At 41.7% G+C, this 14,825-nt stretch carries 13 protein-coding genes and 1 tRNA gene; 4 read left to right on the forward strand and 10 right to left on the reverse strand.

What is annotated here, in order from left to right:
* Window positions 1-606 precede the first annotated feature (606 nt).
* Complete coding sequence (locus RMX89_RS06815) at window positions 607-2,178, reverse strand: alkaline phosphatase (RefSeq protein WP_322688388.1); 1,572 nt, start codon at window positions 2,176-2,178, stop codon at window positions 607-609.
* Between the two features lie 248 nt (window positions 2,179-2,426).
* Here RMX89_RS06815 and RMX89_RS06820 point away from each other — a divergent pair, with 248 nt between their 5' ends.
* On the forward strand, window positions 2,427-3,551 hold the full coding sequence (locus RMX89_RS06820; protein ID WP_322688389.1) for a hypothetical protein: 1,125 nt from the start codon (window positions 2,427-2,429) through the stop codon (window positions 3,549-3,551).
* A gap of 112 nt (window positions 3,552-3,663) precedes the next feature.
* Here the strand turns inward: RMX89_RS06820 and RMX89_RS06825 are convergent, their stop codons facing one another.
* From RMX89_RS06825 to psbZ, 5 genes are all read right to left on the reverse strand, one after another.
* A complete protein-coding gene (locus tag RMX89_RS06825; RefSeq protein ID WP_322670311.1) occupies window positions 3,664-4,926 on the reverse strand; it encodes a glutamate-5-semialdehyde dehydrogenase in 1,263 nt (420 codons plus the stop codon).
* Window positions 4,927-4,930: 4 nt separating this feature from the next.
* A complete protein-coding gene (locus RMX89_RS06830) occupies window positions 4,931-5,338 on the reverse strand; it encodes a hypothetical protein (protein WP_094348002.1) in 408 nt (135 codons plus the stop codon).
* 649 nt (window positions 5,339-5,987) lie between these two features.
* Window positions 5,988-6,059, reverse strand: a tRNA-Gly gene (locus RMX89_RS06835).
* A 176-nt stretch (window positions 6,060-6,235) separates the two neighbouring features.
* Entirely contained in the window at window positions 6,236-6,814 is a 579-nt protein-coding gene (ribH, locus tag RMX89_RS06840) for a 6,7-dimethyl-8-ribityllumazine synthase (protein WP_322670310.1), read from the reverse strand.
* A gap of 192 nt (window positions 6,815-7,006) precedes the next feature.
* Window positions 7,007-7,195 carry a photosystem II reaction center protein PsbZ gene (psbZ, locus tag RMX89_RS06845; RefSeq protein ID WP_322670309.1) on the reverse strand — a complete coding sequence of 63 codons (189 nt, stop codon included), beginning with the start codon at window positions 7,193-7,195 and terminating at the stop codon, window positions 7,007-7,009.
* Between the two features lie 157 nt (window positions 7,196-7,352).
* On the opposite strand from psbZ, the gene RMX89_RS06850 reads away from it, so the two are divergent.
* Window positions 7,353-10,094, forward strand: a complete 2,742-nt coding sequence (locus RMX89_RS06850) for a CBS domain-containing protein (protein WP_322688390.1) — start codon at window positions 7,353-7,355, stop codon at window positions 10,092-10,094.
* A 12-nt stretch (window positions 10,095-10,106) separates the two neighbouring features.
* On the opposite strand, the gene RMX89_RS06855 is transcribed toward RMX89_RS06850, so the two are convergent.
* From RMX89_RS06855 to RMX89_RS06875, 4 genes are all read right to left on the reverse strand, one after another.
* Entirely contained in the window at window positions 10,107-10,850 is a 744-nt protein-coding gene (locus RMX89_RS06855) for a Uma2 family endonuclease (protein WP_322688391.1), read from the reverse strand.
* A gap of 84 nt (window positions 10,851-10,934) precedes the next feature.
* A complete protein-coding gene (locus tag RMX89_RS06860; protein WP_322688392.1) occupies window positions 10,935-11,111 on the reverse strand; it encodes a hypothetical protein in 177 nt (58 codons plus the stop codon).
* A 188-nt stretch (window positions 11,112-11,299) separates the two neighbouring features.
* Window positions 11,300-11,638, reverse strand: a complete 339-nt coding sequence (locus RMX89_RS06870) for a DUF433 domain-containing protein (RefSeq protein ID WP_322688393.1) — start codon at window positions 11,636-11,638, stop codon at window positions 11,300-11,302.
* 230 nt (window positions 11,639-11,868) lie between these two features.
* Window positions 11,869-12,228, reverse strand: a complete 360-nt coding sequence (locus tag RMX89_RS06875; RefSeq protein ID WP_322688394.1) for a hypothetical protein — start codon at window positions 12,226-12,228, stop codon at window positions 11,869-11,871.
* A gap of 391 nt (window positions 12,229-12,619) precedes the next feature.
* Between RMX89_RS06875 and abc-f the strand changes: the two genes are divergently transcribed.
* On the forward strand, window positions 12,620-14,233 hold the full coding sequence (abc-f, locus tag RMX89_RS06880; RefSeq protein WP_322688395.1) for a ribosomal protection-like ABC-F family protein: 1,614 nt from the start codon (window positions 12,620-12,622) through the stop codon (window positions 14,231-14,233).
* A gap of 107 nt (window positions 14,234-14,340) precedes the next feature.
* On the forward strand, window positions 14,341-14,667 hold the full coding sequence (locus RMX89_RS06885; protein WP_322670301.1) for a DUF6825 family protein: 327 nt from the start codon (window positions 14,341-14,343) through the stop codon (window positions 14,665-14,667).
* Window positions 14,668-14,825 lie beyond the last annotated feature (158 nt).

The raw sequence follows: 14,825 nt of genomic DNA on the forward strand, positions 1-14,825 counted from the left end.
TTGTGAAGTTTACTTTTGTTTTCGCTGTTGGTACTTGGCTCTGGTCGGATTTTCACCACTTTGCTTGACAACCTAGTTAGGAAGTTGGCACAAATAAACTTTGTTTTTTAGTATTTAACACTCAAATAAATGACAAAGGAGAAAAAACTAAACAAATATTTAACTTTATTTGCACTTAGTACTTCAACTCTAAACTAGGCTTCAACTATTCAGCATACTCTTAATTTAGTCTAATGAACTTAATAAATTATGATGTTAGTTATTATTTTTAATCTATGTTTACTTTTGTTAATTATAGATAAGTTAAGTATTGCAAATAAATGCCAAAATAACTCTATAGGAAAATTGATTTAGTATAACCTTTAACAGGCGATCGCTTCCCACTAATATAGTCTACGCTCCTTTTAAGTTTCCCATATTCTCTAGCTTTTTAAACCTTTTGCAGTTTTAGTAACTCAGATAGGATTGCTCTATCGGAACACCCGCAAAATGTGGGATAACAAGCTCCGAATTCAGATATTCTAATAGTCGAAATTATATTTAATACTATATTGAAACCCCCCAGATTCTATTTGGAGGGTTTGTTTGATTACTTGTGAGATTTGCTTAACTTGGATGTGCCCCTGGTTGTCCGTTTTGGACTATAAACGAAGCTAAGGTTTTGACTGAAGCATTCAAGTCAACGATGCTTGATACAACACGATAGTCGCTTTGCCAGCGTTTTGGAGTCAGGTTGCAGCGGACGTATCCTCGGTAAGCACCATCAAAGAACTTAGTATGGGGATTATTAGTTAGGGCAGCTTGAGATGGAGCGATGAATGAGGTGGGAAAGTCAGAGGTGATTGAAGTTCCTACGAACTCAGTGCCTACAGTCGGCGAGTTTGGGTTATTAAAGTCAAGCTTTAGGTCGTGTACCCAACTAGAATGAATATCTCCAGTAATTACCACTGGATTAGAGGGTTGGCGCTGGTTGAGAAAACTCAAAAGCCGATTACGCGCAGCCACATAACCGTCCCACTGATCCACATTGAAGACACCAACACCTGGATTACTATTGAAATTGTACTCGGCTAGCATGGTCTGTTGAGCAATCACATTCCAGCGCGATCGCGATTGGTCTAACCCTTTTCGTAGCCACTGTTCTTGCTCTGAGCCGGTCATCGTAGCATTTGTATCAAAAGCTTGGGGACAGCGAGGCTTAAGTCCATCATCACAAGGTTGGTTAGTGCGATACTGCCTCGTGTCTAGCACATTGAACTCAGCTAAATTACCGAAAGTCAACCGCCGATAAAGCAGCGCGTCTGGGCCCTTGGGCAATGAAGACTGACGTAAGGGCATGTGTTCGTAGTAAGCCTGGTAAGCATTGGCTCGCCGTTTTCTAAAAGCCTCTTGAGTTTGGTTATCTTCGGGGATTAAGTTGGCGTAGTTGTTGTCAACTTCATGATCGTCCCAAGTGACAATCCAGGGAAAAGCTGCATGAGCAGCTTGAAGATTTGGGTCAGTTTTGTAGAGGGCGTGGCGATCGCGATAGTCTTTAAGAGTGATAATTTCTGGACTATTATGCTGGCGCGGCCCACCAGATTGTGGCCCGTATTCGTAGATGTAGTCACCCAGATGAACCACAAGGTCGAGATTTTCCTCAGCTAAATGCCGATAAGCTGTATAGTAGCCATTTTGCCAATCTTGACAGGAGACAAAAGCAAAGTTCAGTTGTTGGGTATAGCTATAAAATGCTGGTGCTGTACGAGTCCGTCCAATGGGGCTAACTTCCTTACCTGCTTGAAATTGATACCAATACCAATGGTCAGGGTTTAGCCCACGGACATCAACGTGGACTGAGTGCGCTAACTCTGGTGTTGCTAGTACTGTTCCTCGCCGCACAACCTGTTTCATGTTTTCATCAAGGGCAACTTGCCACCGCACTGGAACATTTACCAGTGGCATTCCGCCTCCAGAGAGTGGATTGGGAGCCAGTCGTGTCCAGATAACAACACCATCCGGCAAAGGATCGCCAGAGGCAACACCAAGACTGAACGGATAGCCAGAAAACCTTGAGTTAGCCAATACCGGATGCCATTGGCTAGCGATTGTTAACCCCGTTAAGAATCCTGCACCCAACAAGAAATTCCGCCGTTTGCACTGATTTGCTAGCAGGCGCATACCATCCATAAGTTCCATATTCACCCCTTCCCAGATGTAAATACAGTTGGCAAATTTTAGGAGGGTCAGTTGTGAAAAGCACAAATACTGGCTTGATTTGACTTGTTTCCTAATTGCTGCTCAACCAAACACAAGGAACCTACCAACCCAGGATCAAGTAGAAATTAAGATTTTGTTAAGTTTAAATTTGAATTAGGGGATTGGGTATTGAAACTAGGAGAAGTTTGTGGCAGATTTAGATCCACCACCAAAATAGTAAAGAATTTATGACAGTTAATGATGCAGTTTTGGGAGGGATTGAAAGAGTTAAGCAATTGCTGGCGTATGGAAAGGTTGAACAAAAAATTGATGCCCTTCTAGATGCTTTTGAGTATGGGGAAGCTGGCTTAAACTTGATTATTCAAGCTTTACAGAACTCAGAGGTTGATGTTCAAGAAGCAGCTTATTGGCTACTTCAGGAAAGTACAGAGCCAAGAGCTAAACTGGCATTACAGGCATACAACCCCTATTTATTTTTTGAGTATCTTTTTACTATTGAGAGGTATACAGATCAAGTTCCTGGGATTGGTCATATTTTTATTAATGTAGATAAAGAAGTCTCAGTAACTCTTGATGATAATGATGGAATAGTGAAAATATGGAATATTCAGACACAACAAGTAACTAACACATGGAAGCAGGAAAACCCAACGAAATTTACTCAAGTTATCTTCGCTCCAGATGACCAAATATTAGGACTTTCGCATTCTAATGATTGTGCTGAGGTGTGGGATCTAAAAATAGGGGAGAAAATCTTCACCACCGGTCATCATGCGGAAAACTTTTGGACTGTTTCTTTTAGTCCAGATGGTCAAAAACTTGTAAGTACTGGTGATGCTAATATTTTTGTATTATGGAATATTCATCAAATAGAGGAAAATTCCTCTATTGAGATACCTGAATATCTTCCTCGCCGTTTTTCCATTTACTCAAACTCACAAACCTTGGTCACTTATGCCAGTGACAAAAACTATAATACTACTCTGGAATTGTGGGATTGGCAGACAGAACAGGTATTTTGCACAATTAATACCCAATCAAGGTTTATTCCTGATGTTGATATCAGCCCAGATAGACGGTTATTAATTAGTAGTAGCGGAGAAAATGGAACTATTAAAGTGTGGAACATTCAGACAGGACATGAACTTTGTCGCCTCATAACTAATTTATCATTCATTGATTGTCATACAATTAGCTCGGACGGACAGAGACTATTTGTTTGGATTGGAGGCAGTACATTTACAGCTCAGGTATGGGGATACCCCAGCAGTTCTGGTAGGGCGGACACGGACGAGCTACGTGAAAAATGGGACAAAGCGCAAAACTTTGTTAAGATGCTTGCAATAATTTAGATTTTATAATCTTCTACAAGCAAGTATCCGCGTCACCACTCTCGGAATCCACAGTGATTTGAGATAGTTTTACTTCAAAATTCCGAATTATACTTTACAAATTACGAATTATTTAAAATCTGCCATTTCCCTGAACAATGTGCTTAACGGTGGTCAAAGTTTCCAGGCTGATAAATCCCCGGCGATGACCTTTTTGATTAGACATGCCGAGAAATACTGAATCTCCCCGCGAAGGGTTGCGGGAAAAACGCGGGGAAGTATTGATGTAGGTAGAGGCACTGTTAACTCCCAAGGCAAACTGCCGACTTTCCTGGTAAGATTCAGTCACGATAGAGTCGGCATGACCACTGCTGTATTCATTAATCCAAGCGATCGCACCCTCTAAGCTATCCACCAGTTTAAAAGCTACTGTCCTCGTTAAATAAGGGTTTCCCCATTCGCCTTCTTTTACCAGCTGCAACTGAGGAAAGGATTGGACTAGTTCTGCATCTCCTTTAATTTCAAAGCCTTTTTCCATCAAGCTGTTCCACAAGACTGCTAAAGATGATGGCAAGGCTTGACGATGAATTAGTACTTTTTCAATGGCGTTGACTTGATCGGGTTCACTTTGATGACTATTAAGAATCATCCAGCGCACCATTTCTAAGCTACTATTGAGCGACCAGTAGAGGTAACAGTTACCCATCGCCGACTTTAAAACTGGGCAAGTTGCCTGTCGGACTACCTGCTGCACTAAGCTAGTACGTCCGTAGGGAATAACTAAATTCACGTACTGGTCTTGGGTGACTAGATCCCGAACAGAAGCCCCATGTTCTGCTGTGATCAGTTCTAGACAGCCAGGAGCTAGGCCAACTTCTGCGATCGCATTTTGCAGTACCTCAGCGATGACCGCGTTGGAATGGCTAGCTTCGGTACTGCCTTTGAGAATTATACAATTACCAGTTTTGATACAAAAACCCGCTGCGATCGCCCCTAAATCGGGAAACGCCTCATAAATAAATCCAATCACTCCCAAGGGCATTAATTGGGTATAACTCTGGGAATCTTCCAGTTGATAATCAGCAGTTCTGACGCGTCGCAGCGGATCTGATAATTCCCCCAACCGTTGTAAAATGTCCACTGTCATCTCTAGCCTTGTGGGAGTCAGCTTCAGCCAGTCCAATATCAATTCAGGCACTGCCATTTCCCGACTAGCCTCTAAATCCAAGGTATTGGCTTCTAGAATGTCGTCAAATGAGCGCTCAATCGCCTTTGCCATTGCCAATACTGCACGACTTCGGTCTGCTCCCTTTGTGAGCGCCAACTTTAGGGAAGCTTGATAGGCTCGTTGGGCACTAGTAATCGGTTCGGGGTGGTCATACAATTCAACAGTCATTGAGTTAACGTCTGTAGGTAAGCCAAACCATTAGTGCTGGTAAGATAGCCAATAGCACCGCCACCATTGCCCAAGCAATAATGCTGGAACCATTTGCCAATCGCAGTGCTAATGGCAGCCATATAATCACTAGCACGAAAATAATCCCCAGCGCTATAGGCAAATAGCTTTCTCCCAAGCGGGGATGGACAACATGCCAACTATTTCCCATCCAACGCCAAGCCCGTTTGTAGGGATAGGTGGTGGAAAGCTGTTCTAGGACATGACCATTATCTTCTACAACAAAGATTTGCTGACAGCGATCGCAACCAAATGCTTCTGTCAGCGTAATCGGAATTAACTGACCCCGGCGACGACAGGGACAGGGGTATTCGGTATTGAAATCGATTTTTTCGGGTTTTTGAGATTGCACAAGCGTTCTAATAACTTGAGCGTGTTTTACACGAACTACGAGAATATAATGCCTTGGTAAACACCTTAAAGGCTTCTGTCTTTATATACATAAAAAGGTGATGCAAACATTGCCCTGATTACCAACAGTAGATGCAGCTAACTTTAAGTATCCTACTAATTGCCACAGTACGGAGTTATCTATTTTTAATCTTTCCCCGTAGTTGGCGATCTTGTTTAAAAATTTCCTTCTCTTCATCTGTCGCTTTCAAGGTAATGTGGTTGCGTTTTTGGGGATTTATTATGCGCATAGGTGGCGACCACTCCTAAAGCCAATCCTTTGGGAAGGCTAGGCTCGTAAACAACACGCATTAACAAACCCGCTAATTTCCCTTTGGGTCACTATATATTACAATCAGTTATCAAGGTTAGACCGGGATTGTCTCCAATCTCTATGCCTTGGAGTTCACAGGCGTTTCCAGAGCAGAAACTGCTAAAACATATTTAGTGTCTAACTCTTTGTCCAAATATATAGATTGTGGCTAATTTTAACCGATCTGTCCACATTCGGAGCAGTTCACAAGAGTGCAGAGGTAATCTACGAACACTTCAACGCACCCTAAAAACACTAAACCTCTTAGAATTGTTAAATTCAAGAGGTTTTAGTTGGAAGCGGGTAACGCGATTCGAACGCGCGACATTCACCTTGGCAAGGTGACGCTCTACCACTGAGCTATACCCGCGATCATCACCCGAATACCAATATCTCAGATTTATCTGTAATTGTCAACCCCTTAATTTAGTCATTGGTCATTGGTCATTAGTCATTAGTCATTGGTCATTCGTCATTGGTCATTGGTCATTAGTCATTGGTCATTCGTCATTAATGAATAACAAAGGACAAATGACTAATGACGGACTAGCTGAGTTCTTCTGACTCGACAGTTAAATTGCTAACGCTGGCACTTGGAAAAGAAGGTGGCAGAGACTGGCTACTACGAGAATATGGCTCTGCTAGGTTAGAACGCAGTTGTCGCATCAGGCTAGCCATTTCTAAAGCATTCAGGGCGTAATCCCAGCCATGATTACCTTTTATGCCTGCCCGTTCTAGGGCTTGCTGCATAGTATCTACTGTCAAAATGCCAAAAATGACTGGCACCCCAGTTTGAAAGCTAGCGGCAGCAATGCCTTTAGAAACCTCTGAGGATACGTAATCAAAATGGGGTGTTTGTCCTCGAATCACTGCGCCAAGACAAATTACAGCATCATAACGATGGGAAAGTGCTAATTGGCGAGCTACTAAAGGTACCTCAAAACTTCCCGGAACCCAAACATAGTCCACCTGATTACCTTGGGGGTTAGGGTCTACACCGTGGCGTTTTAAACAATCTTGACATCCCTCTAGCAGCTTTCCGGTAACGAGGTCATTGAATCGACCAATCACCACTGCAAACCGCAAAGGCTCCGTTTGGGTAAAAGTTCCCTCGAAAACTGCCATGACTGCCTCTTTATCAACTATACTTCTGGCCAATATACATTTCTTATTTAAATGTAGAGGAGCAGGAAAGCGCGGTCAAAATTAAGTTAGTAGGAAAAAGAAAAAATCCCTTGTTTCCCTTAACCTTTGACCTAGGCTTTTCTGCCCCTCTATTTCTTATATTATGTGCCTGCGCCAGAGCGAAGCCGTCGCCTACACGACAAAAAAGTTTAACAAACCAACTAAAAACACCAAACCAATCCAGACCCCAGAACCAAGCCAGAGCAGTTTTTTAGATTCATTCCAGTTTTGGGGAGTGGCATAAGCAACCGGAACGCCTACAACGAGGACAAAAGACAACACTACTAGACCGATCAAGGCAAATTGGAATATTATGGTCATTTTTGCTTCTCCCAATACAGCGAAATACTAAGGATAGAATATCCTAAAGGGCGACACTGACACTTTCTTATTATTTTTAAGCTAGCAGAAATTGCAACATTTTTGTCATTTGTCCTTTGTCTAAACACCAATGACTAATGACTAATGACTCTTAACTATGGATTTAATTCTTTGCCACACAACAGCAGATTTTGACGCATTAGGAGCAGCAGTAGGGTTGACGCGCCTACTATCGGGAAGCAAGATTGTGCTACCTGGCGGCTCTCATCCTACTGTACGGGATTTTTTAGCATTGCATCGGGATGAATATCCACTGATTGAACGCCGTTCGGTGAATCCAGAAAAAATTCGCTCTCTGACCGTGGTGGATACACAGCAACGCGATCGCTTGGGTAAAGCTGCCCAGTGGTTTGATTTACCTACTGTAAGAGAGATTATAGTTTATGACCATCACTTAGGACAAGAATCAGATATACCCGCCACGCGATCGCATATTGACTCAGTAGGAGCCACCACAACTTTAATCGTCGAGCAATTGCAACAACAGGAAATTTCCTTGACTGCTGCCGAAGCAACTGTGATGGCTTTGGGTATCCACGTTGACACTGGCTCTTTAACATATGACCAGTCCACAGCACGGGATGCTTTAGCTTTGGCTTGGTTGATGCAACAAGGGGCTAGTTTATCAGTAATTTCCACCTACCGTGACCCTGGATTATCTCCGCAATTGCAGCAGCTATTAACTGAATCTCTGGAAAGTTTAGAATATCTCTGTCTACATGGATATACGGTTGCTTGGGTAACTTTGAAAACTGAGGCTTTTGTGCCGGGGCTATCGAGCCTAGCTTCGGAACTTGTGGAATTAACCGAAATTGATGCCCTACTGCTGGCTAATGAGTATCCTTTAAATGAAGAGGATTCACGCTTAACTGTAATTGGGCGATCGCAAATTCCCAAAACGAATCTTAACCTATTATTTCAACTCTTGGGTGGCGGCGGTCATTCGCAAGCCGCATCGCTAAATCTCAGGGGAGTTGATTCGCAAGCAATATTAAAACAACTCCTTGACGGGATAAAAGCACAAATTCCCCATCCCCTCACTGCTAGGGATTTGATGTCTTCTCCTGTCCGCACGATTCTGCCTGAAACCACAATTGCCGAAGCCCAGCGCATTTTATTACGCTACGGACACTCTGGTTTATTCGTAGTTGATACTCAAGGGCAACTAGTAGGTATTATTTCACGGCGGGATATTGATATTGCCTTACACCACGGATTTAGTCATGCACCAGTCAAGGGCTACATGACCAAGAATCTCAAAACGATTACACCAGATACGACACTGCCACAAATTGAGTCACTGATGGTGACTTATGATATCGGACGCTTACCAGTATTGGAAAATGGGCAGTTAATGGGCATTGTCACCCGTACTGATGTCTTGCGAGAATTACATCAAGAAAGGGATGAAGACGAAGAGGACGAGCAAAAATTCAAAATTCAAAATGACGCTCACAGACTCGCTAACGCTGCGCTAACAAAATCTAAAATTCCTCTCAGCACTGAATTGCAAAATCGCCTTGCTCCCCAACTGTGGCAATTACTCACTACAGCATCGCAAGAGGCAGAAAAACAGGGTTGGCATCTTTATCTAGTCGGCGGTGCGGTGCGGGATTTGCTATTAACAGAAGCAGTAGCGGGCACTTTGATGATTAAAGATATCGATCTTGTGGTTGATGGCTTTCATAAATCAGCAGATGTCGGTGCTGGTGTGGAATTAGCCAAAGCACTCCAACAACTTTACCCTATGGCTCGCTTAGAAATCCACGGGGCTTTTCAAACTGCGGCTTTGCTGTGGCACAAAGACCCAGAATTAGATTCTTTATGGGTAGATATTGCCACCGCTAGAACAGAATTCTATCCTTATCCAGCCGCAAATCCAGAAGTTGAGGCGAGTTCTATTCGTCAAGATTTGTATCGCCGAGATTTTACCATCAACGCCCTCGCCTTGCGCCTGACTTCTCCTCGGACTGGTGAATTACTCGATTTTTTTGGTGGATTACTAGATTTACAAGCTAAACAAATTCGGGTTTTACACGCCAACAGCTTTATCGAAGACCCCACCCGCATTTTTCGTGGCGTGCGCTTTGCGGTGCGCTTCGGATTTGAGATAGAATCGCAAACTGAAGAGTTTATCCGCTATGCCATCAACAGTGGTGTTTACGATCGCACTGCTCAAGAGAATAGCAGAACTCCAGCCCTGCAAACTCGACTGAAAACAGAACTAAAACACATCCTAGAAGCCCCCTACTGGAAATCGGCTTTGCAGTTGCTAGATAACTTAGAGGCATTGCAATGCATCCATCCTAGCCTGAAGCTAGATGTGGAAGTCCTACGACAATTACGTTTGCTAGAACGCTGTTTGCGGCGATTTGACCCACAACCAACCCTCATTCATTGGGAAATGCGTTTAGAAACGTTAATCGCCCATCTAACACCAGAATATCGGGCAAAAGTGGCAAAAAATCTGCAATTGCAAGAAGATGGGATTAAACGCTTGCAAAACTTGGTTTGTGCTCAAACTGAAGTAATGGAATCTTTGCCTAAGTGCCAAAGTCCTAGTCAAGTAGTACAGTTATTGCGACAGTATGATTTACCAATGCTGATTTTAATTGCTGTGCAAAGTTTGCGATCGCTTAGACATCAGATTTGGGAATATTTAACTGTTTGGGCTAATGTGCAGCCACTACTGAATGGCAATGATTTAAAGAAACTGGGTTACAAACCAGGGCCTCAATATCGACAAATATTAGATGATATGCTTGCAGCTACCTTGGATGGAGTAATTAAAGATAAGACTGAAGCTAAGGAGTTTTTAGCACAACACTATCCTAAATGAAATAGCTCTGGTCTAAATTGTATCTGGATTGATATTTAACTCCCGCAGTTTTGCTGCTAAACGTTCAGCTTTTTGTTCGGCTTGTTCAGCTTTTTGTTCGGCTTGTTCAGCTTTTTGTTCAGCTTGTTCAGCTTTTTGCTGTACCTGTTCTGCCGTTTCTTCTGGCGTTGGTACTAGTTGTCCATCTCGTGTAAAAAACCGCAATAAACCTTCATAAACTCCTAAGTATAACCCTAGCTGATGACTCCACAAATACCCTTCTTCACTTGCTTGTAGAGGTTGATATTCTCCATCTATTAAATGAAATCCCGCAAATTCTTGTGTGTAAGGGTCGAACCAAAAATAGTCGGGTGTGCGGAAAGTGTCTTGATAAATTGTTTTCTTTAAACCTTTGTCAGTATTAGCTGTTGAGTTAGATAAAATTTCTAGAATTACATTCGGATATTTACCATCTTCTTCCCAGACTACCCAACTTTTGCGGGTTTTACGTTCAGTTCCCAGCACAACAAAAAAGTCTGGCCCCCGGAAGTATTCTGATTTGCGTTGGCGCGGACTGTAGTAGATAGTCAGATTTCCCGCCGCATAGAAATCATTTCTATCTCGCCACAACCATTCCAGACAGGTTAAAAGTAAAATTATTTGCCGTAAATGCAGTTCGCTTTCCAAGGGAGGTTCGTCACTATATAAATCACCAGGAGGAAATATAATATCTTGGCAGATGCCTTCTTGAGAATCTAATTCTTGAGCAATGGTCATAGAATGGATATGGCATCAAGTAGTTATAAATTTACTTTAGCAGTTTTGTAGTTAGCGATCGCCTAGCGTACCGTAGGTAATCGCCTATTTGTAGGGTAAGGGTAAATAAACTATTCTGTCTTGATATTCATCGTCTTCTGATGCCAAAGCAACTATTATGAGTTCTTCTATATTTTCACCAATACTTAAATTTGGATTGAGGATAAAAATTCCTGGTACGTGACGATTAACAGCAATATGTTCAGCTAAATGTACTGGCATAGAAGTTCAGTTGTTTGTCACTAATATAAAATTATTATCCTCACACCAACACAGGATTTCTGGATCGAGTGTACTTTTTGGTGGAGTTCTTGATTCTCCTACCACTTTGATCGCAATATCAGGTTCTCGTAGTCTAATTTTATTTGGATATAAAGGATTGACATTTTCATCAATCAGATATTGCAGTGTTATGCTTGCTGTTTAGCTTGTCTTTTAATTCGGAGTTGGCGCAGTTTTTCTGACACTGGCAGGGGATTAAGCCTCTGTTGTTCTCGCATTCTATGACCGTGTTCTATCCAGTTTTTGATATAAGCACTGACAGTTTCTTTGTTTTGCAGATAATAAAGAATTGTTGCATATACTTGTTCTAAAGATATTGTTTGATAAATTTGGGCAATTTCTTCTGGAGAACGTCCACAATCAATGTATTCATAAAGAATTGTTTCAATATCAATTCTTGAGTCTTTCAGTCTAATGTCTTCAGAAGAGAGAAAGTTGAAATACTCTGCGATATGTTTGGTAGACATAGATTGACCTATATTCATACTTAGTTATTATATATAGTAATCTTTTTGTTCAAGCGATAAGCTTGACGGCATAGCGATCGCTTACCGCACTATATTAAGGCTTGGGAAAAAAAGGCTTCGCATTCTTAAGTTAGACACAAAAAAAGAGAGTGCGATCTTATCTTTGTCACAAACAAGACTAGATCCCCGACTTCTTAAACAAGTCGGGCATCTGTTTGATTACAGTTTAATTAAAGTTCTTCATACTGGCGATATTTAGTAATTAATCTACGTCTTTTTAGGGGTGAAAAAAGCAGCATGGAAAGTGCGGATAAACTGGTTACTGTTAGTGCTAACAAAATAAATTGATTTAGAAAGCTTGCTATTATCCCAGTTCCTACAGTAGCTCCAAATCCTAATGTTAGTAGTATTAGTACTGTTGTAAATGAGTCTTCAGCCAAATTTATAACCCAATCCCTAGCCCAACCCACAGCCTCACCCACAGCCCAACCCGCAACCAAACCCACAACCCAACCCATAAACCAACCCACAAACCAACCCACAGTCCCAACCACAACCACACCCACATCCCTACCCATAAACGCACCCACAAGAGTATTTAAGACAAAATCAAACTGCTGTAAGTCTTTCTAGTAGGGCTGGGGAGTGTGGAAATAGAAAAAGCGATCGCATTCTCACTTTCCGAAATACCTTAGTGCTACACTGTAGTCAATATCAAACCTCATCACAACTCCAATGAGATAGCACAAATGAAGTAGTACCAAACACCTGTTGCACTAAAGCAACAAATGTCAACGAAGAATAAACGCAACTAGTTTGACAGGGTTACTTCACATAGTCATGCACTAAAAATATTGTCATCATTCCTATCTATATAGAACCGTTTGACGATTGTCTGCGGCTGAGTTTTTTTTGTGTCTAATTTACCCGTAAATTTTGGAAATATGCGGGTGGAAGTTTGCGAATTGAGGTTTGAGAATAATGCCGAAAAAATCAATATTGTTAGCTGAGAATTTAGCCTATGACCTCAGCGTAGATAGAACTTTGTTTCAAGGAGTTCATGTGAATATCGACGCGGGCGATCGCATTGCTTTGGTTGGTCGCAACGGGGTAGGAAAATCAACACTTTTCAAGATACTTGCAGGTCAAATTAACCGATATACAGGTTCAGTTTGCTGTAATGGTATTGTCTATTATTTGCCACAAATCAGCACTATCAGACAAGAAATTACAGCAGATACAGTACTTAATTTTTTGATTTCTATCTCTGATGAATGGTGGAAGATTGAGGATATTTTGCAAACACAATTCCACACCAAAGTTGACTTATCTTTACCAATTGCTAACTTGAGTGGTGGAGAACTTACTAAACTGTTTTTGGCGATCGGTTTAGCTCAAAAGCCAAACTTGTTATTGCTCGATGAACCAACTAATCACATGGATTTGCAAGCATTAGAAAGCTTAAGACAGTTTCTTTTGAATTTCACAGGTGCGTATGTAATTGTCTCTCACAAGCCTTTTTTCTTAGACCAAGTAACAGAAGTAACCTGGGAACTTACACCTGTTGGTTTGAAAGTATATGGAGGTAATTTTTCTCATTATCGACAACAGAAAGAAATAGAGTTAGAAGCAGCATTGCGATCGCACGAAGTTGCCAGAAAGGAACTCAAACGTACCCAAATCACAGCGATGCAAGAACAGCAACGCGCAGCCCAATCTAGTCGCAACGGTCGCGCCAAGTTTCTGAATGGTAGTATTGATAGAATGGCAGCAGGACTGATTAAAACCAAAGCTGAGGTGTCTACCGGAACTGCGAAAAAGAAACATGAAGCAGCAGTAGCAAAGGCTAATCAAAAGGTTACACAGACGAAGGTCAAAACTACCAAAGTAACGAGTATTCAGCTAGAAGAAAAAAATCAAAAACGCCGAAATCTAATTAATATCCAGGGTGCAAATCTTAGGATATCAGAGCGTCTATTGATTCAAAATATTCAACTGCATATATCATCTGGCGATCGCATAGCCATTATCGGTGCAAACGGTTCTGGTAAATCGAGTCTGGTAAAGGCAATTTTGGGAATGGAAAACCAAACAGCGGTTTTAGAATCAGGTGAGGTTTTGCTCACACCAGCGATGAAAGCTGTATATCTCGATCAAACCTACGAATTGGTAAATCGCCAATACACAATTCTAGAAAATATGCAAGCTGCCAATCCCGATCTCAGCTATCAGCATTTACGTCAACAACTGGGACACTTTCTCTTTAAATATGATGACGTTCACAAAAGCGCCTCTGTACTGAGTGGAGGTGAATTAGCAAGATTAGCGATCGCTATGATTAGTATCTCAGAAATCGATCTACTGATTCTCGATGAACCAACTAATAACCTAGATATTGAAACTGTTGAACAAATAGTAATAGGTATCAATGATTACCAAGGAGCGCTTTGGGTAATTTCCCACGATATAGATTTTCTCAGCCAGATTAACATTACCCAAGGTTTCAAGTTGAGGGAACAAACTTTGCAAATGACAACTTATTTACCAAGTACACCAGAGCAATATTATCGAGAGTTGCTGGAATACAATCAATAAAGCGATCGCCTTATGTAAATTTCTAGTAAATTTCTACCTCAACAACAGAAGCCGTAAAGCATACAGGCAAGTTATAATTCTCTTGCGGTGCAACGTAACAAAAATTTATGAGTAACCCCCTTGTACAAGCCTTTTTCGTAGGCAGAGCGGTAGCAGAAGTAGTTAATGAGCGTTTAGAGGTCGCCTTGACCGATGCTTTGAGCGATCTGGGCAAATTTGATGCAGAAGCTAGAGAGCAACTGCGCCAATTTACAGAAGAAGTTTTAGAGCGAGCAAATCGGGCAGCAGAAGCAGCTAATGCCAGTCAACCTACCCCAGGTACTGGGCAAGCCAGTTCTGATTCAGGTGACTTGCAAGCAGAGATTGATGAATTACGAGCTGAAATTGCCCTGTTACGAACAGAATTGCAACATTATCGTAGAACTTCTGCATAAATTTTAGTCATTGGTCATTGGTCATTAGTCATTAGGCTAAGAATTATGCACAAATGACAAAGGACAAAGGACAAATGACACTTAAGAAAGAATAGTTTAGGAATCAGAGTGTCTTTTCTTCCAAGTGATTCGATCGCAAACCAACGGTAAACAAAGTA

Source organism: Nostoc sp. DedSLP04 (assembly GCF_034530775.1).
In the GTDB taxonomy this organism is placed as follows: domain Bacteria; phylum Cyanobacteriota; class Cyanobacteriia; order Cyanobacteriales; family Nostocaceae; genus Nostoc.